This is a genomic window from Pectobacterium betavasculorum (assembly GCF_000749845.1).
GTDB lineage: Bacteria > Pseudomonadota > Gammaproteobacteria > Enterobacterales > Enterobacteriaceae > Pectobacterium > Pectobacterium betavasculorum.
In genome coordinates this window covers 1058135-1074013 of record NZ_JQHM01000001.1, presented here as the reverse complement: position 1 = coordinate 1074013, position 15879 = coordinate 1058135, and the positions used below count along the sequence as shown (strand labels likewise).

16 protein-coding genes are annotated in these 15879 nt (G+C 51.4%); 11 read left to right on the top strand and 5 right to left on the bottom strand.

The window, feature by feature from the left end; genetic code table 11:
* The first annotated feature begins 91 nt into the window (after nt 1-91).
* The 8 genes from ydgT to nth all read left to right on the top strand — a co-directional run bounded on the left by ydgT (nt 92) and on the right by nth (nt 6627).
* Entirely contained in the window at nt 92-307 is a 216-nt protein-coding gene (gene ydgT, locus KP22_RS04915; RefSeq protein ID WP_039299924.1) for a transcription modulator YdgT, read from the top strand.
* Between the two features lie 225 nt (nt 308-532).
* A complete protein-coding gene (gene rsxA, locus KP22_RS04910) occupies nt 533-1114 on the top strand; it encodes an electron transport complex subunit RsxA (protein WP_011093834.1) in 582 nt (193 codons plus the stop codon).
* The gene (gene rsxB / locus KP22_RS04905) at nt 1114-1692 is read left to right on the top strand and encodes an electron transport complex subunit RsxB (RefSeq protein ID WP_039299927.1); all 579 of its coding nucleotides are present in this window, start codon (nt 1114-1116) and stop codon (nt 1690-1692) included. The genes rsxA and rsxB overlap by 1 nt, the downstream gene beginning before the upstream one ends.
* Nucleotides 1685-3595 (top strand): electron transport complex subunit RsxC, encoded by a 1911-nt coding sequence (rsxC, locus tag KP22_RS04900; protein ID WP_039299931.1) that lies wholly within the window; start codon nt 1685-1687, stop codon nt 3593-3595. The genes rsxB and rsxC overlap by 8 nt, the downstream gene beginning before the upstream one ends.
* Entirely contained in the window at nt 3596-4651 is a 1056-nt protein-coding gene (rsxD, locus tag KP22_RS04895) for an electron transport complex subunit RsxD (RefSeq protein ID WP_039322758.1), read from the top strand.
* A 10-nt stretch (nt 4652-4661) separates the two neighbouring features.
* Nucleotides 4662-5291, top strand: a complete 630-nt coding sequence (gene rsxG / locus KP22_RS04890) for an electron transport complex subunit RsxG (RefSeq protein ID WP_039299937.1) — start codon at nt 4662-4664, stop codon at nt 5289-5291.
* Nucleotides 5288-5995, top strand: coding sequence for an electron transport complex subunit E (locus KP22_RS04885; protein WP_039299940.1), 708 nt, complete (start codon nt 5288-5290; stop codon nt 5993-5995). Before rsxG ends, KP22_RS04885 begins: the two co-directional genes overlap by 4 nt.
* Nucleotides 5992-6627 (top strand): endonuclease III, encoded by a 636-nt coding sequence (gene nth, locus KP22_RS04880; RefSeq protein WP_039322755.1) that lies wholly within the window; start codon nt 5992-5994, stop codon nt 6625-6627. Before KP22_RS04885 ends, nth begins: the two co-directional genes overlap by 4 nt.
* 82 nt (nt 6628-6709) lie before the next feature.
* On the opposite strand, the gene cysB is transcribed toward nth, so the two are convergent.
* On the bottom strand, nt 6710-7684 hold the full coding sequence (gene cysB, locus KP22_RS04875; RefSeq protein WP_005968651.1) for an HTH-type transcriptional regulator CysB: 975 nt from the start codon (nt 7682-7684) through the stop codon (nt 6710-6712).
* A 375-nt stretch (nt 7685-8059) separates the two neighbouring features.
* Nucleotides 8060-10660: a type I DNA topoisomerase gene (gene topA / locus KP22_RS04870; protein ID WP_039299944.1), complete on the bottom strand. Its 2601-nt coding sequence runs from the start codon at nt 10658-10660 to the stop codon at nt 8060-8062.
* Nucleotides 10661-11028: 368 nt separating this feature from the next.
* Between topA and KP22_RS04860 the strand changes: the two genes are divergently transcribed.
* Nucleotides 11029-11298, top strand: a complete 270-nt coding sequence (locus KP22_RS04860; RefSeq protein ID WP_039322748.1) for a YciN family protein — start codon at nt 11029-11031, stop codon at nt 11296-11298.
* A gap of 57 nt (nt 11299-11355) precedes the next feature.
* Here the strand turns inward: KP22_RS04860 and sohB are convergent, their stop codons facing one another.
* Nucleotides 11356-12402: a protease SohB gene (gene sohB / locus KP22_RS04855; RefSeq protein WP_039301074.1), complete on the bottom strand. Its 1047-nt coding sequence runs from the start codon at nt 12400-12402 to the stop codon at nt 11356-11358.
* Between the two features lie 354 nt (nt 12403-12756).
* Between sohB and KP22_RS04850 the strand changes: the two genes are divergently transcribed.
* Together KP22_RS04850 and cobO are read left to right on the top strand one after the other, a co-directional pair.
* A complete protein-coding gene (locus KP22_RS04850; RefSeq protein ID WP_039322745.1) occupies nt 12757-13518 on the top strand; it encodes a YciK family oxidoreductase in 762 nt (253 codons plus the stop codon).
* Nucleotides 13519-13536: 18 nt separating this feature from the next.
* Nucleotides 13537-14127: a cob(I)yrinic acid a,c-diamide adenosyltransferase gene (cobO, locus tag KP22_RS04845; RefSeq protein ID WP_039322742.1), complete on the top strand. Its 591-nt coding sequence runs from the start codon at nt 13537-13539 to the stop codon at nt 14125-14127.
* 57 nt (nt 14128-14184) lie between these two features.
* Here cobO and rluB read toward each other — a convergent pair whose 3' ends face one another.
* On the bottom strand, nt 14185-15069 hold the full coding sequence (rluB, locus tag KP22_RS04840; protein ID WP_039299955.1) for a 23S rRNA pseudouridine(2605) synthase RluB: 885 nt from the start codon (nt 15067-15069) through the stop codon (nt 14185-14187).
* Nucleotides 15070-15229: 160 nt separating this feature from the next.
* Nucleotides 15230-15850 (bottom strand): L-threonylcarbamoyladenylate synthase, encoded by a 621-nt coding sequence (locus KP22_RS04835; protein WP_039299958.1) that lies wholly within the window; start codon nt 15848-15850, stop codon nt 15230-15232.
* Nucleotides 15851-15879: the final 29 nt, after the last annotated feature.

The window sequence follows — 15879 nt, the reverse complement described above, 5'->3', positions numbered from 1 at the left end:
AAGCATACTTTATTACATCCCCCTCTAGACAGGCTTTCTTGCTTGAATATACTTAGTCATCTCAACCACATAACTATTAGACCAATTCACCATGACCGTTCATGACTATTTGCTCAAATTCAGGAAAGTCAGCTCAACAGAAAGTCTGGAAAAACTCTTTGATCACCTCAATTACTCTCTGACAGATAATCAGGAAATCATTAACATGTATCGTGCAGCCGATCATCGGCGAGCTGAACTAGCATCCGGAGGGCGCTTATTCGATATCGGCTGCGTGCCAAAATCCGTCTGGCGTTATGTTCTGTAGCGATAGAGTGTTATCTGCGAAAAAAGAATAATTATGCAATAATTCCCTTCCGGGCTATGGCTTAGAATGCACCACGTGTTGCTGTTTGATAGTCCGGCATTTCTCTTATTCAGAGAACCTGATCTTCCGCTTCTTGAAGAGGACAGCGATAACCCTACTTTGGGTATGTTGTCGAAACCCCAACAATACCTGATAATAGTCCGGTTTTGTTTTGTAGGCACCGTAATGACCGAATACGCATTGCTCTTTGTTAGCATCCTTCTGGTAAATAATTTCGTCTTAGTGAAGTTTCTTGGGCTGTGCCCCTTTATGGGCGTGTCCAAAAAGCTAGAGACGGCGATTGGCATGGGCATGGCGACCACGTTTGTCATGACGCTGGGTTCCATGTTTTCCTGGCTGATCAACGAATTTATTCTTGTCCCGCTCGATATTCTCTATTTGCGCACCATGGCTTTTATTCTGGTGCTCGCCGTTGTGGTGCAGTTCTCCGAGATGTTCGTGCGCAAAGTTAGCCCAGAGCTGTATCGCCTGCTCGGGATTTTCCTGCCGCTGATCACCACCAACTGTGCCGTGCTTGGCGTTGTCTTGCTCAACATCAACCTGTCGCACGGTTTTCTGCAATCGACGATTTATGGTTTCGGCGGTGCCGCAGGCTTCTCGCTAGTAATGGTTCTTTTTGCCGCCATCCGTGAACGGCTCGCCGTGTCGGACATCCCTGCACCGTTCCGTGGCTCTTCTATCGCACTGATCACCGCAGGCCTGATGTCACTGGCATTTATGGGCTTTACCGGATTGGTGAAATTCTGATGACCGCTATCTGGATCGCCATTGCGGCATTAAGCGCACTTGCGCTGGCATTTGGTCTGGTGCTCGGCTACGCCGCTCGTCGTTTTGAAGTCGAAAACGATCCGATCGTGGAAGAAGTGGAAGCCATGCTGCCGCAGAGCCAGTGTGGCCAGTGCGGTTACCCTGGCTGTCGGCCTTACGCCGAAGCCGTCGCGCTAAATGGTGAAAGCATTAATAAATGCGGACCCGGCGGCGAAGCGATGATGTTGAAGCTGGCTGAAAAGCTCAACGTCGACCCGCAACCGTTGGAAGGCGATGCTGATATTCAAGCCCCTGCGCGCCATGTTGCCTGGATCGATGAAAGCAACTGCATCGGCTGCACCAAGTGCATTCAGGCATGCCCGGTTGATGCCATCATCGGCAGTACCAAAGCGGTACACACCGTCGTCAGCGATTTATGCACCGGTTGCGATCTCTGCGTCTCCCCTTGCCCCACGGACTGTATCGAATTACGGCCCATCGCTCCGACTCCCGCTAACTGGAAATGGGATCTCGATACGATTCCAGTACGCGTTATTCAAGTAGAACGACATGCTTAAGCTGTTTTCCGCCTTTAGAAAAGACAGGATCTGGGATTTCGACGGAGGCATTCATCCGCCGGAAATGAAGACGCAGTCCAGCCAGACGCCACTGCGCCAGATCTCGCTGCCAGAGCAGTTCATTATTCCACTCAAACAGCATCTTGGGCCGGAAGGTGAAATCTGTGTCAGCGTCGGCGATAAAGTACTGCGCGGTCAACCGTTGACGCGGGGAAAAGGACGTACATTACCCGTTCATGCACCGACATCGGGAACGGTGAACGCAATTCGCCAGCACACGACGGCGCACCCTTCTGGCCTGTCCGAACTTAGTATCATTATTGTGCCAGACGGCGAAGACCGCTGGTGCGAGCGCCAGACTTATAGAGATTATCGTGCGCAGAGCGTCGATACCCTGCTTGCCCATCTGCATCAGGCGGGCATTGCGGGTTTGGGTGGCGCAGGCTTCCCTACTGCCGCCAAATTACAAGGCGGGATGCGCGGGATTGAAACCCTGATTATCAACGGCGCAGAATGCGAACCCTACATTACCGCCGACGATCGGCTTATGCAGGAATGTGCCGATGAGATTATTCAGGGTGTCGAGATTCTTTCGTTCCTGTTGCAGCCAAAACGTATCCTGATCGGAATCGAAGATAACAAGCCGGAAGCCATCAGTGCCCTGCGGCTGGCGTTGGGTAAACGCAGCGACATGCAGCTGCGAGTCATCCCTACCAAGTATCCGTCAGGCGGTGCCAAGCAGCTCACCAAGATTTTGACTGGCAAAGAAGTCCCGTTCGGTAAACACTCCGCCGCGATTGGCGTGCTCATGCAGAACGTCGGCACGGCCTACGCCATCAAACGCGCCGTGATCGACGGTGAACCGCTCACTGAGCGCGTAGTGACACTGACCGGTGAAGCCTTGCGCCAGCCCGGTAACGTGTGGGCGCGACTCGGGACGCCAGTACGCCACCTGCTTAAACAGGGTGGCTTCCATATTACTAAACAGCCGATGGTGGTGATGGGTGGCCCGTTGATGGGCTTTACTCTCCCGTCGCTGGATGTCCCTATCGTTAAAATCAGCAACTGCCTGCTCGCGCCGTCACATTCGGAAATGGAGCCAGTTGCCGAAGAGCAATCCTGTATTCGCTGTAGCAAATGTGCCGATGCCTGTCCGGCAGGTCTCTTACCGCAGCAGCTTTACTGGTTCAGTCGCGGACAGGAACACGAAAAAGCCCGTAATCATCATCTGTTCGATTGTATTGAATGTGGTGCTTGCGCTTACGTCTGCCCCAGCAATATTCCGCTGGTGCAGTACTATCGTCAGGAAAAGGCCGAAATTCGGGCCATCGACGAAGACGCACAGCGTGCCGCGCAGGCCAAAGTGCGTTTTGATGCCAAACAGGCTCGTCTGGAGCGGGAAAAAGCCGCACGAGAATTGCGCCATAAACAGGCTACCGCTGGCGTATCCACCACTGATAAAGACGCCGTTCAGGCAGCCTTGGAACGCGTACGCCGTAAACAAACTACAGAAGCCGGGATCGGTACACCCGTTACCGTAATCCCCGATGCACAGCCGGATAACAGTGCGGCTATTGCGGCACGTGCCGCACGTAAAGCATTAGTACGTGAAGAACGGGCGCAGCAGGAAACACCTGCGGCTAATGTTATGCCAGACGAGCTTGACCCGCGTAAAGCTGCCGTTGCCGCCGCTATCGCGCGCGTTAAAGCCCGTAAAGCCGCACAGCAGTCTGCGACAGATGTAGAAGCCGCCGCTCCTATCGTTTCCGAGACAACAGCAGAACCGATCGCGGCCGTTGAAGCGCAAGAGCCAGTAGATCCGCGTAAGGCAGCCGTTGCTGCCGCTATTGCTCGTGTTAAAGCCCGTAAAGCCGCGCAGGCATCGTCACATCAAGAGGAATAAATGGCTTTTAGAATTGCGAGTTCACCGTTCACACATAATCAACAGCGCACACAGCGCATCATGCTGTTGGTTATTTTGGCCTGCCTGCCGGGAATGCTGGCACAGGCCTATTTCTTTGGCTACGGCAACCTGATTCAGGTCGGGCTGGCTTCTGCCACTGCGCTTATTGCGGAAGGCGTGACACTGTCACTGAGAAGATTCGCAGTACGCACTACACTGGCTGATAATTCCGCATTATTAACCGCCGTGCTGCTGGGTATCAGCCTTCCGCCGTTAGCGCCGTGGTGGATGGTAGTTATGGCTACCGTCTTCGCTATCATTATCGCCAAACAGCTGTATGGCGGTCTGGGGCAAAACCCCTTTAACCCAGCGATGATTGGCTATGTGGTGTTACTGATCTCTTTCCCAGTCCAGATGACAAGCTGGCTACCACCTGCGCCGCTGCAAACCATTCCGCTCAGTTTCCATGATACGCTCATCATCATCTTTACCGGACACACGCCTGACGGGCACATCATGCAACAGTTGATGCATAACGTTGATGGCGTGAGTCAGGCCACCCCGCTGGATACGTTTAAAACCAGCTTACGTTCCGGTCAAACACCACAAGTCATTCTGCAACAGCCGATATTTGCGCAATCGCTGTCTGGTATTGGCTGGCAGTGGATTAATATCGGTTTTCTCATCGGCGGGCTGTTCTTGCTGCTGCGCGGCACAATTCGCTGGCATATTCCGGTCAGTTTTCTGCTATCACTGCTGTTCTGTGCGTCATTAAGTTGGCTCATAGCGCCGGAGAAATTTGCCCCACCGATGTTACATCTGCTGTCCGGTGCCACCATGCTCGGTGCATTTTTCATCGCCACCGATCCCGTTACTGCATCAACCACGAACCGCGGCCGTCTGATTTTCGGAGCGCTGATCGGGTTGCTGGTGTGGCTGATTCGCACTTACGGTGGTTACCCAGACGGCGTAGCCTTTGCCGTACTACTGGCGAACATCACCGTACCGCTGATCGACTATTACACTAAGCCACGCGCTTACGGCCACCATCGCTGAGGAGACGTCCATGATAACGACAATGCGCCGCCACGCGACGACACTGGCTCTGTTTGCTGCTTCCACTACCGCAGTCACTGCCGTGGTGAATATACTGACGGAGCCGACGATCTCCCATCAGGCGATGTTGCAGCAAAAGATGTTGTTAGATCAGGTCGTTCCCGCCGAGCTGTATAACAGTGACATCCAGAAAGAGTGTTACGTTGTCACCAATCCAGCATTGGGATCGTCAGCACCGCACCGCGTCTTCATCGCTCGTCAGAATGGTGAGCCGGTAGCCGCTGCACTGGAAAGTACCGCGCCAGATGGTTATTCTGGTGCCATTAAACTGCTGGTTGGCGCTGATTTTCATGGCACGGTACTCGGCGTTCGCGTGACGGAGCACCATGAAACGCCGGGGCTGGGTGATAAAATCGAATTGCGAATTTCTGACTGGATCACACGGTTCAATGGGCTGATGGTACAAGGCGAACATGACGCCCGTTGGGCGGTGAAGAAAGAAGGCGGGATGTTTGATCAGTTTACCGGAGCCACCATAACGCCACGTGCCGTTATTAACAGCGTAAAACGCAGTGCGCTTTATCTGCAAACCCTGCCGTCGCAAATCAACACGCTGTCCGCCTGTGGAGAGAACCAATGAGTCAAACCAAAACGCTTTTCATTGACGGGTTATGGAAGAACAACTCGGCATTGGTTCAATTGTTGGGTCTGTGCCCCCTGTTGGCAGTGTCATCAACGGCAACTAACGCGCTGGGATTAGGGCTGGCAACCACACTGGTTCTCACCTGTACGAATATAGCTGTCTCTGCGCTGCGCCGCTGGGTGCCAGCAGAAATCCGTATTCCGATTTACGTCATGATTATTGCTTCCGTCGTCAGCGCTGTACAGATGCTGATCAACGCGTATGCCTACGGTTTATATCAATCGCTGGGGATTTTTATTCCGCTGATCGTGACGAACTGCATTGTTATCGGTCGCGCAGAAGCCTTCGCGTCTAAAAATGCCGTCTTCCCTTCCGCCATTGACGGACTGGCAATGGGACTAGGAGCAACCAGCGCATTGGTGGTTCTCGGCTCTTTGCGTGAAATTCTGGGTAACGGCACGCTGTTCGACGGCGCTGATCTGTTGTTGGGCAGTTGGGCTAAAGTCCTCCGCATTGAGGTTGTTCACCTCGATTCCCCTTTCCTGCTGGCGATGTTGCCACCGGGTGCCTTTATCGGTCTGGGGTTGCTGCTTGCCGTGAAATATTTGATCGATGAGAAAATGAAACAGCGTCGAGCACGTGCCGTTGCCACCGAGGAAAAAGCGGCTCCGGCAACCAATGCCATAGGAGAATCGCTGTGAACAAAGCCAAACGGGTTGAGATCTTAACGCGTTTACGCGACAACAATCCCCATCCGACGACTGAGTTAACTTTCAGCACGCCATTTGAACTGCTCATCGCCGTACTGCTTTCCGCACAGGCAACCGACGTCAGCGTGAACAAGGCAACCGCAAAGCTCTATCCTGTTGCCAACACCCCCGAAGCCCTGCTTAAACTCGGTGTGGACGGCGTTAAAGGCTATATCAAGACGATCGGCCTGTTTAACAGCAAAGCGGAAAATGTTATCAAGACCTGCCGCCTATTGCTGGAAAAGCATCAGGGACAGGTTCCTGAAGATCGCGCGGCATTAGAAGCGTTGCCCGGCGTAGGACGAAAAACGGCAAACGTTGTTTTGAATACCGCGTTTGGCTGGCCGACGATTGCTGTTGATACGCATATCTTTCGCGTCAGTAACCGTACAAAATTCGCGCCTGGTAAAAATGTCGAACAGGTAGAGGAAAAACTGCTGAAAGTCGTTCCGGCAGAATTTAAAGTCGACTGCCACCACTGGTTAATCCTGCATGGCCGTTACACCTGTATTGCTCGCAAACCGCGCTGTGGCTCCTGCCTGATTGAAGATTTATGTGAGTTCGGCGAAAAAGTCGATGCCTAATCTGATGAGGGGTTCTTAGTAAAGAGTTTGATGATAAGCCAGACATTGTCTGGCTTTTTGATTGACCCGTCCTGAATGACGCTTACTTCACTGGCAGCGTCACATCTTTGAACATCGCTTCAATTTCATCATTCGAGCGCAGCGCCACGGCAGAATCGACGACATCACGCGTTAAATGCGGAGCAAAACGCTGGATGAAATCGTACATGTAGCTACGCAGGAACGTACTGCGACGGAAGCCGATTTTCGTGGTGCTATAGCTGAAGATGCTGTTCGCGTTGATGGTCACCAGATCGGTTTCCGTCTGCGGATCGACCGCCATATTGGCAATTACCCCCACGCCCAGCCCTAAACGCACGTAGGTTTTAATCACATCAGCATCTGTAGCAGTAAAGACGATGCGCGGCGTGAGGCCAGCCCGGTTGAACGCGGTATCCAGTTCAGAACGCCCCGTAAAGCCAAAGGTATAGGTAACGATAGGATAGGCAGCCAGTTCTTCAATAGTGATGTCTGTTTTGGATGCCAGCGGGTGATCAGGTTTTACTACTACAGCGCGATTCCAGTGGTAACACGGCAACATGATCAGATCGTCGTACAGATGCAGCGCTTCTGTCGCAATAGCAAAATCCGCCGATCCTTTCGCAACGGCCTCGGCAATCTGCGTCGGTGAGCCCTGATGCATGTGCAGCGACACGCGAGGGTAGCGATCGATAAAACCTTTGATAACACTTGGCAGCGCGTAGCGGGCCTGCGTGTGGGTAGTCGCGACGTACAGTGACCCTTTATCGGGATAGGTATGCTCTCCGGCAACCGCTTTGATGGCATCGACTTTCGACAACACTTCGCGTGCAATGCGGATGACTTCCTGTCCAGCGGGGGTCACCTGTGTCAGGTGTTTTCCACTACGGGCAAAAATCTGAATGCCCAACTCATCCTCCAGCATGCGGACCTGTTTACTGATCCCTGGCTGAGAGGTGTACAACCCTTCTGCGGTAGAAGACACATTTAGGTTGTGATTAACAACTTCAACAATATAACGAAGCTGTTGTAGTTTCATAATTTATCCCATTCCCAATTGAAGTGTGCGCACGACGTTCTGACGACGTTCCGTTTTATTGACTGGCTCATGATTACGCCTTAATCATCCGGCGCATATTTCCATCAATTAATGTCATTTAATCATAAAAATTATTTTTATATAACCATTTTTACATAACGTCGGTAATTAAAGAATGCAGTGCGTGCAATTATCACCGAGGTAAACCGCATGATTCTCTATCACGGATCAACAATCCTCACGCTACCGCAAGAGAATCTTCATATATCTGTTTTATCAGGAGATTTTTGCGATAAAAAAGCCAACCTTGCGGCTGGCTTGATTTAACTATTTTCTACGCCCAACCACCGTTGGGCAGAGGATGGCAGAAAGAAATTACTTCTTCCCTTCAACCCATTTTCCGTCAATGTAAAACGCTGACCAGCCGGTTGCCTTGCCGTCCTTCTCTGATGAGACATATTGCTGTTTGGTCTTACGGCTGAAACGCACCTGCGTTTTATTACCGTCTTTATCAACCACTGGTGCATCGGCCAGATAGCGCAGTTTTTCTGATAAACGATCTTTGAATCGCACCAGTTCCTCTACCAACGGCGCTCGCGTTTCGCGAGATTTCGGGAACGTATTAGCTGCAAGGAATACCCCTGCCGCACCGTCACGCAAGACGAAATAGGCATCAGACTTCTCGCAAGGCAACTCAGGCAACGGCACCGGATCTTCTTTCGGTGGCGCAACATCGCCATTACGCAGGATCTTACGCGTGTTAGTGCACGTCTCGCTGGTGCAGGCCATGTATTTACCGAAGCGCCCCATTTTGAGGTGCATTTCGGAGCCACATTTTTCGCATTCAACAATCGGCCCATCATAGCCCTTGATACGGAACTCACCAGCTTCGATTTCATATCCGTCACAGGCTGGGTTATTCCCGCAAACGTGCAGCTTACGCTGATTATCGATCAAGTAGCTGTCCATCGCCGTACCGCATTTTTCACAGCGACGGCGAGCACGCAATGCGTTAGTTTCGGCTTCATCACCTTCTAACACGTTCAGCACTTCGGCTTCCGGTATCAGGTTGATCGTGGTTTTACAGCGCTCTTTCGGCGGCAGTGCATAGCCGGAACAGCCCAGGAACACACCGGTACTGGCGGTACGAATCCCCATTTGACGAGAGCAGGTTGGGCAATCAATGCTGGTCAGCACCATCGCATTGGGGCGCATACCGCCCTCTTCAGGGTCCAGCTCTGCCTTTTCCAACTGCTGGCTAAATTCGTCGAAGAACTCATCCAACACGGCTTTCCATTCCGCCTGATTATTGGCCACCTGATCGAGGCGGCTTTCCATCCGCGCGGTAAAATCGTAATTCATCAATTCGCGGAAGTTTTCTTCCAGTCGGTCGGTAACAATTTCACCCATTTTCTCGGCGTAAAAACGGCGATTTTCCACGCGCACATAGCCACGATCCTGGATGGTCGAAATAATAGAGGCGTAGGTAGATGGACGACCAATGCCGCGTTTTTCCAACTCTTTAACCAGAGAAGCATCGCTGTAACGTGCCGGTGGCTTGGTGAAATGTTGCCCTGGCAACAGTTTCTGTAGTGACAGCGACTCACCCACGTCCACGGTTGGCAACGTGCGATCTTCATCATTTTTACGCAGCGCTGGCATCACTTTCGTCCAGCCATCAAAACGCAGCGTACGGCCTTTGGCACGCAGTTGATAATCTGCGGCTTCCACGATTAATGTGGTGGAATCGTACTGCGCAGGCGTCATTTGACAGGCGACGAACTGACGCCAAATCAGTTGATACAGCTTCTGTGCATCGGCTTCCATATCTTTCAGGCTGTCAGCAAGCACGCCAACATCGGAAGGACGAATGGCTTCATGCGCTTCCTGCGAATTCTCTTTGCTGCTGTAGACGATCGCCGCCTCTGGCAAATAGCGCTTACCGAACGCTTCGCCGATATAGCCACGCACCATCGTCAGTGCATCCTGACTGAGGTTCGTTGAATCGGTACGCATATAGGTAATGTGGCCAGCTTCGTACAGACGCTGCGCCATCATCATGGTCTTTTTCACACCAAAACCAAGACGTGTACTGGCAGCCTGTTGCAGCGTGGATGTGATGAACGGCGCCCCTGGTTTGCTGCTGGTAGGCTTATCTTCACGGTCAGCAACCACATAGCGTGCGTTTTCCAGCAGACTGACCGCCGCATGCGTTTGCTCTTTATTAACCGGCTTAAACGGTTTGCCGTTGTGATGCGTTACCTGCATTTGCAGTTGAATATCGCTACCCGCCAACAAATCGGCGTGCAATTCCCAATATTCTTCTGGTACGAACGCTTTGATTTCACGCTCGCGATCGACAATCAGGCGTACCGCAACTGACTGCACGCGACCAGCGGACAGACCGCGGGCAATTTTTTTCCACAGCAGCGGGGAAACCATGTAACCCACCACGCGATCCATAAACCGACGCGCCTGCTGTGCATTAACGCGGTCAATATTCAAGGTGTCTGGTTTTTCAAATGCCTGTTTAATGGCATTCTTCGTGATTTCATTAAACACTACGCGGCTGAAACGCTGATCGTCACCACCAATGATTTCCCGCAGGTGCCAGGCAATGGCTTCCCCTTCGCGGTCAAGGTCGGTTGCGAGATAGATGTGGTCGGCATTTTCCGCCAGCGTTTTTAATTCGGAGACAACCTTCTCCTTACCCGGCAGTATTTCATAGTTGGCTTTCCAGCCATGATAAGGATCGACGCCCATACGATTAACCAGCGCGGATTTCTCATCCTTTTTGACTTTCTTTTTCGTTTTATCTTTAGTCGTTGAGTCCGCGCTCTTTTTACTGACTGAGCCGCTCGTCGGCAAATCACGCACATGACCGACGCTGGATTTCACCACGTAGTCATTGCCTAAATACTTATTGATCGTTTTGGCTTTTGCCGGGGACTCGACGATAACGAGAGCTTTACCCATATGTACTATTACCTGCTGAATTCTTCTGAAAATCAGATATTTTTCGGGGCATTCAGAGCGGATTCTACTGACTGCGCAAAATCCCACACTCTACCTGATAAATACTGCCACGCAACTTAATTAGCATGGAAAGCCTGTTTTATCCGCTTCCTGCCAAATTGAATATCGGCAGGTAAGCCCCTAAAATGTAGCCCATTTGCATCATAATCTGCCCTTTACGTTGAAACCGTATCGCAGTACCCTTTCTCTTGGTGCTGTTTTTGGAATAGCCGCATTGGTTTTCGAAATAGCAGCGTTGCTTTTCGAAACAGCATTGTTGATATAGTGTAACTACCCCTTTTTCAAGGGTGAGTACAGGAGTAGCAATCATGTCACCTGAACACCAGGTTAATAAAGAAAAACGTCCTATCGATCGCCAGAGCTTATTAGTTGAAGCTAATGACATCATTAAACATCACGATGATTATTTGCACGGTATGGTCGCTGATAGCGTAGAACAAAAAAACGGCGTGCTGGTTTTCCGCGGTGAATTTTTTCTCGATAAAAACGGAATACCAACCTTAAAAAGCACCGCTGTATTTAACATGTTCAAACATCTTGCGCATGTTTTATCCGAAAAATATTATCTGGTCGATTAAAGAAAAGTGCCCGCAAACTGCGGGCACTTAAACGAGGTACGACTTACCAATACTCGGTTACAGCAGGGGCTTTGAACCACGCTGCCACCAACGCAGCATCAGACGTTCGGCGGTCTCTCCCGCGCTGCCAGTCAGACGATCCAGCAAGCGTTTACGCCGCGTATAGCGAACGCTTAATACCTCATGGCTAGCCATTTCGGCAATCAACAGATCGTCACTGGTACCAATGGCGTCAATTAACCCCAAATCTTTAGCCTGAGTGCCAAACCAGTGCTCTCCTGTCGCAACCGAATCAATATCCAGCGACGGGCGCATCTGCTGTACAAAATCCTTAAACAACGTATGCGTGACATTCAGATCTTCGCGGAATTTTTCACGACCTTGCTCAGTATTCTCACCAAACAGCGTTAGCGTGCGTTTAAATTCACCTGCGGTATGCAATTCAACATCAATGTCTTTGTTTTTCAGCAAACGGTGAAAATTGGGGATTTGTGCTACGACGCCAATAGAACCGACAATAGCAAAAGGTGCCGCTACGATACGGTCGGCCACGCAGGCCATCATATATCCGCCGCTGGCAGCAACTTTATCTACGGAGACCGTCAAGCGTACACCGCCTTGGCGCAAGCGTTGTAATTGCGAAGCGGCCAGCCCATAGCCGTGCACCACACCGCCAGGGCTTTCCAGACGCAGCAAGACCGCATCTTTCGGTTTCGCCACGGCGAGCACGGCAGAAATCTCTTCACGTAGTGAACTGACTTCTCCTGCATCCATGCTGCCATTGAAATCGAGTACGTACAGGCATGGTTTTATACTTTTCTCTTCACCACGTTTGGCCCGCTGCTTATCTTGCTTCACCGTTTCTTTTTCTTTCTTTTTTTCTTGTTTAGATAACAGCTTACGCTCGGTGTCGCTCATACAGGCAGTCTGCATTTCGCGCTGCATTTCCTGATATTGTTCGCCCAGATTCGTGACCTGTAACTCACCTTTATGTTGGCGCTTGCGCTGCGTCATCCCGAATGCCAGAACGACTAACGCACCGATAGCCACCACGATGGTGAGCGCCTTAGCCAGGAATAAACCGTACAGAGAAAGTAATTCCACAAACACCGTCCTCATTGACTGAGTATTAATTAATGTTGGCTTACTGACCAACCATGGCGTTGACGTCGCACGCCATTACCTTCCTATAACCTAACTGATGGCACGCAATATGGCGATGTTATTCCTGTAGTTTTTATGTTTAATGCTGCTTTTTACAACAGCACGATGATAAATAGAGGCAGTCTCATTGAAAACGTGCGGCATTTGAGGCATAACACCCCCATTCACCTGCCCGGATGCGCCTTATCTGACGCTCCGATCGACACGCCCCTGCAACCACATCGTGCCGATACGTAATGGCAGATCTATTATCTGAAGCGTGGCCATCCTGCGCCACAGCAAGAGGAACCCATTGTGCATTACCAGCCTAAAACCGATTTACTGCAAAACCGCATCATTCTTGTCACTGGAGCAGGCGACGGCATTGGTCGAGAAGCCGCGCTGACCTACGCTCGCTACGGCGCACACGTTGTCTTATTAGGACGAACGGAAAGTAAATTACAGGCGGTTAAACAGCAGATCAAACAGGAACACGGTACGGAGGCACACGTTGTTGTCTGCGATATGTTGGCCTTATCCTCCGCACAGTGTTTTCAGTTGGCTGATGAGCTGGCACAGGTTGTACCGCATCTGGATGGCGTCCTCCACAATGCCGGATTGCTTGGGGAAATTGCCCCTGTCGTACAGCAAACACCGGAGATCTGGCATCAGGTTATGCAAGTCAACGTCAACGCAACCTTTATGCTGACGCAGGCTCTGCTATCCCTGTTATTGAAATCGCCTTGCTCTTCTCTGGTTTTCACCAGTTCCAGCGTAGGCCGAGAAGGTCGTGCTAACTGGGGAGCCTATTCTGCATCCAAATTCGCTACAGAGGGCCTGATGCAAGTGCTGGCTGATGAGTATCGTTCACACAATCTGCGGGTGAACTGTATTAATCCCGGTGGAACGCGTACAGGCATGCGCGCCTCGGCGTTTCCCAACGAAGACCCGATGAAGCTGAAAACGCCGGCAGATATCATGCCGCTGTATCTCTATCTAATGGGCGATGACAGCCGCCGTAAGACGGGGATGAGTTTTGATGCACAACCGGGTAGAAAAGCCGGTCCAGCCGAATAATAGATAAGAGCACTCAATATGAGCGATGAACGTCACCAGCAACGTCAACAGCGTCTGAAAGAAAAGGTTGATGCTCGCATTGCCGCAGCGAATGAAACGCGCGGTATCCTGATTGTGTTCACGGGGAATGGGAAAGGGAAAACGACAGCAGCGTTTGGCACCGTCACGCGGGCGCTCGGCCATGGTTTACAGGCTGGCGTGATCCAGTTTATTAAAGGCGAATGGCCAAACGGTGAAAAAAACCTGCTGCAACAACACGGCGTAGAGTTTCAAGTGATGGCAACGGGCTTTACCTGGGAGACGCAGAATCGCCAGACAGATACCGAAGCAGCGCAGAGCGTGTGGCAGGCAGGTAAACGGATGCTGACCGATCCACAGCTTGACCTCGTCGTATTAGATGAGCTGACGTATATGGTTAGCTATGATTATCTGGATTTAAGTGACGTTGTCACTGCCTTGAAGCATCGCCCCGCAGGACAGACTGTGATCATCACCGGTCGTGGCTGCCACCGTGATTTACTCGAAATGGCAGATACCGTGACGGAAATGCGCCCGGTAAAGCATGCGTTTGATAACGGGATTCAGGCACAGCAAGGCATTGACTGGTAGTCGAGATAAAACTAAAACGGGCAGCGAAGGCTGCCCGTGAAACATATAGAGAAAAGCTTAGCCGTTGCGTTTTGGCTTTGGCGACGTGCGACGTGCCGGAGCGCTGTTGATCTGGCTGTGACGTTTTACCGCACGGCGGATCTGATTCGCTTTCACCCGACGGCGCTCGCGCTCAACCGGCAGTTTCGACACTGTTTCTGCCGGAAGCTGCACTAATTCCCGCAGATAGTTAAGCTGTTCCAACGGCATTTCTGCCCAGCCACCGCGTGGAATGCCTTTCGGCAACGTAATGTCGCCGTAGCGCACGCGAATCAGGCGGCTAACCTGCACGCCAACCGCTTCCCACAGACGGCGAACTTCGCGGTTACGCCCTTCTGTCAGCGTGACGTTATACCACTGGTTCAGGCCTTCACCACCCTGATAGCGGATAGAACGGAACGAGGCAGGACCATCTTCAAGCTGTACGCCTTTACTCAGCTGTTTGATCTTTTCATCATCAACTTCACCGAAGACCCGCACAGCATATTCACGCTCAACTTCACGGCTAGGGTGCATCAGGCGATTGGCCAGTTCCCCGTCGGTCGTGAACAGCAGCAGGCCGGAGGTGTTCACATCCAGGCGCCCTACTGCAACCCAACGAGAGCCCTGAATTTTCGGCAGACGGTCAAATACCGTTGGACGCCCATCAGGATCGTTCCGTGTACAGAGTTCGCCTTCCGGTTTGTAATACACCAGCACGCGGCACACGGTTTCTTCGGTTTCCTTAACGGTAACCACATGGCCATCAATACGGATTTTGGTGGCTTTCGTCACTTCAACGCGATCGCCCAGAGTGGCAATCTTACCATCAACGCTGACGCGTCCAGCCTGAATGATACCTTCAATTTCGCGGCGTGAGCCATGTCCGGCGCGCGCCAGAACTTTTTGTAACTTTTCGCTCATTGAGCAACCTCTAGTGTCGCCTTCCCAGGCGTCGGGGGGAGTCATAACTGCTAATAAAATTCAGCAAGTTACGTAAAAATCGTTCGTCACATGCAATGCTGGCGCGATTATACCGATCTTCGCGCCATTTGTATTCCCATTGTTACAGCCGTCACAGCGCTTATAAGAACGGAGTGACGTCACCAGTGCCTTCACGAGCAACGCGCGGTACGGACTCCGTCAAATCGATAACCGTCGTAGGCTGTTGACCAAGAGAACCACCGTGAATAATCAAATCCACCCGTTTTCCCAATCTTTCCTGAATTTCTTCGGGATCGGATTCGGCAAAATCATTTCCCGGTAGCATCAGCGTTGTCGACATCAGCGGTTCATTCAGCGCGGCCAGCAGATCCAGCGCAATAGGATTGGACGGCACACGCAGGCCGATAGTTTTGCGTTTTTCATTCATTAAACGGCGAGGAACCTCTTTCGTCGCTTTCAGAATAAACGTGTAATTTCCCGGTGTATTATTTTTAATCAATCGGAAGGCCGTGTTATCAACATGGGCATACGTTGATAGTTCGGACAGATCGCGACACATCAGCGTGAAGTTATGATCGCTACCCAGATCGCGAATCCGACAGATGCGTTCCAGCGCGTTCTTTTCACCTAACATACAGCCCAACGCATAACCGGAATCCGTTGGATAAACAATCACCCCGCCCTTATGCAAAAACTCCACCGATTGGCTGATTAACCGTGGTTGTGGATTTTGTGGATGAATATAGAAAAACTGACTCATGACCCTACCTCGTGCGTCTGACATTTCGC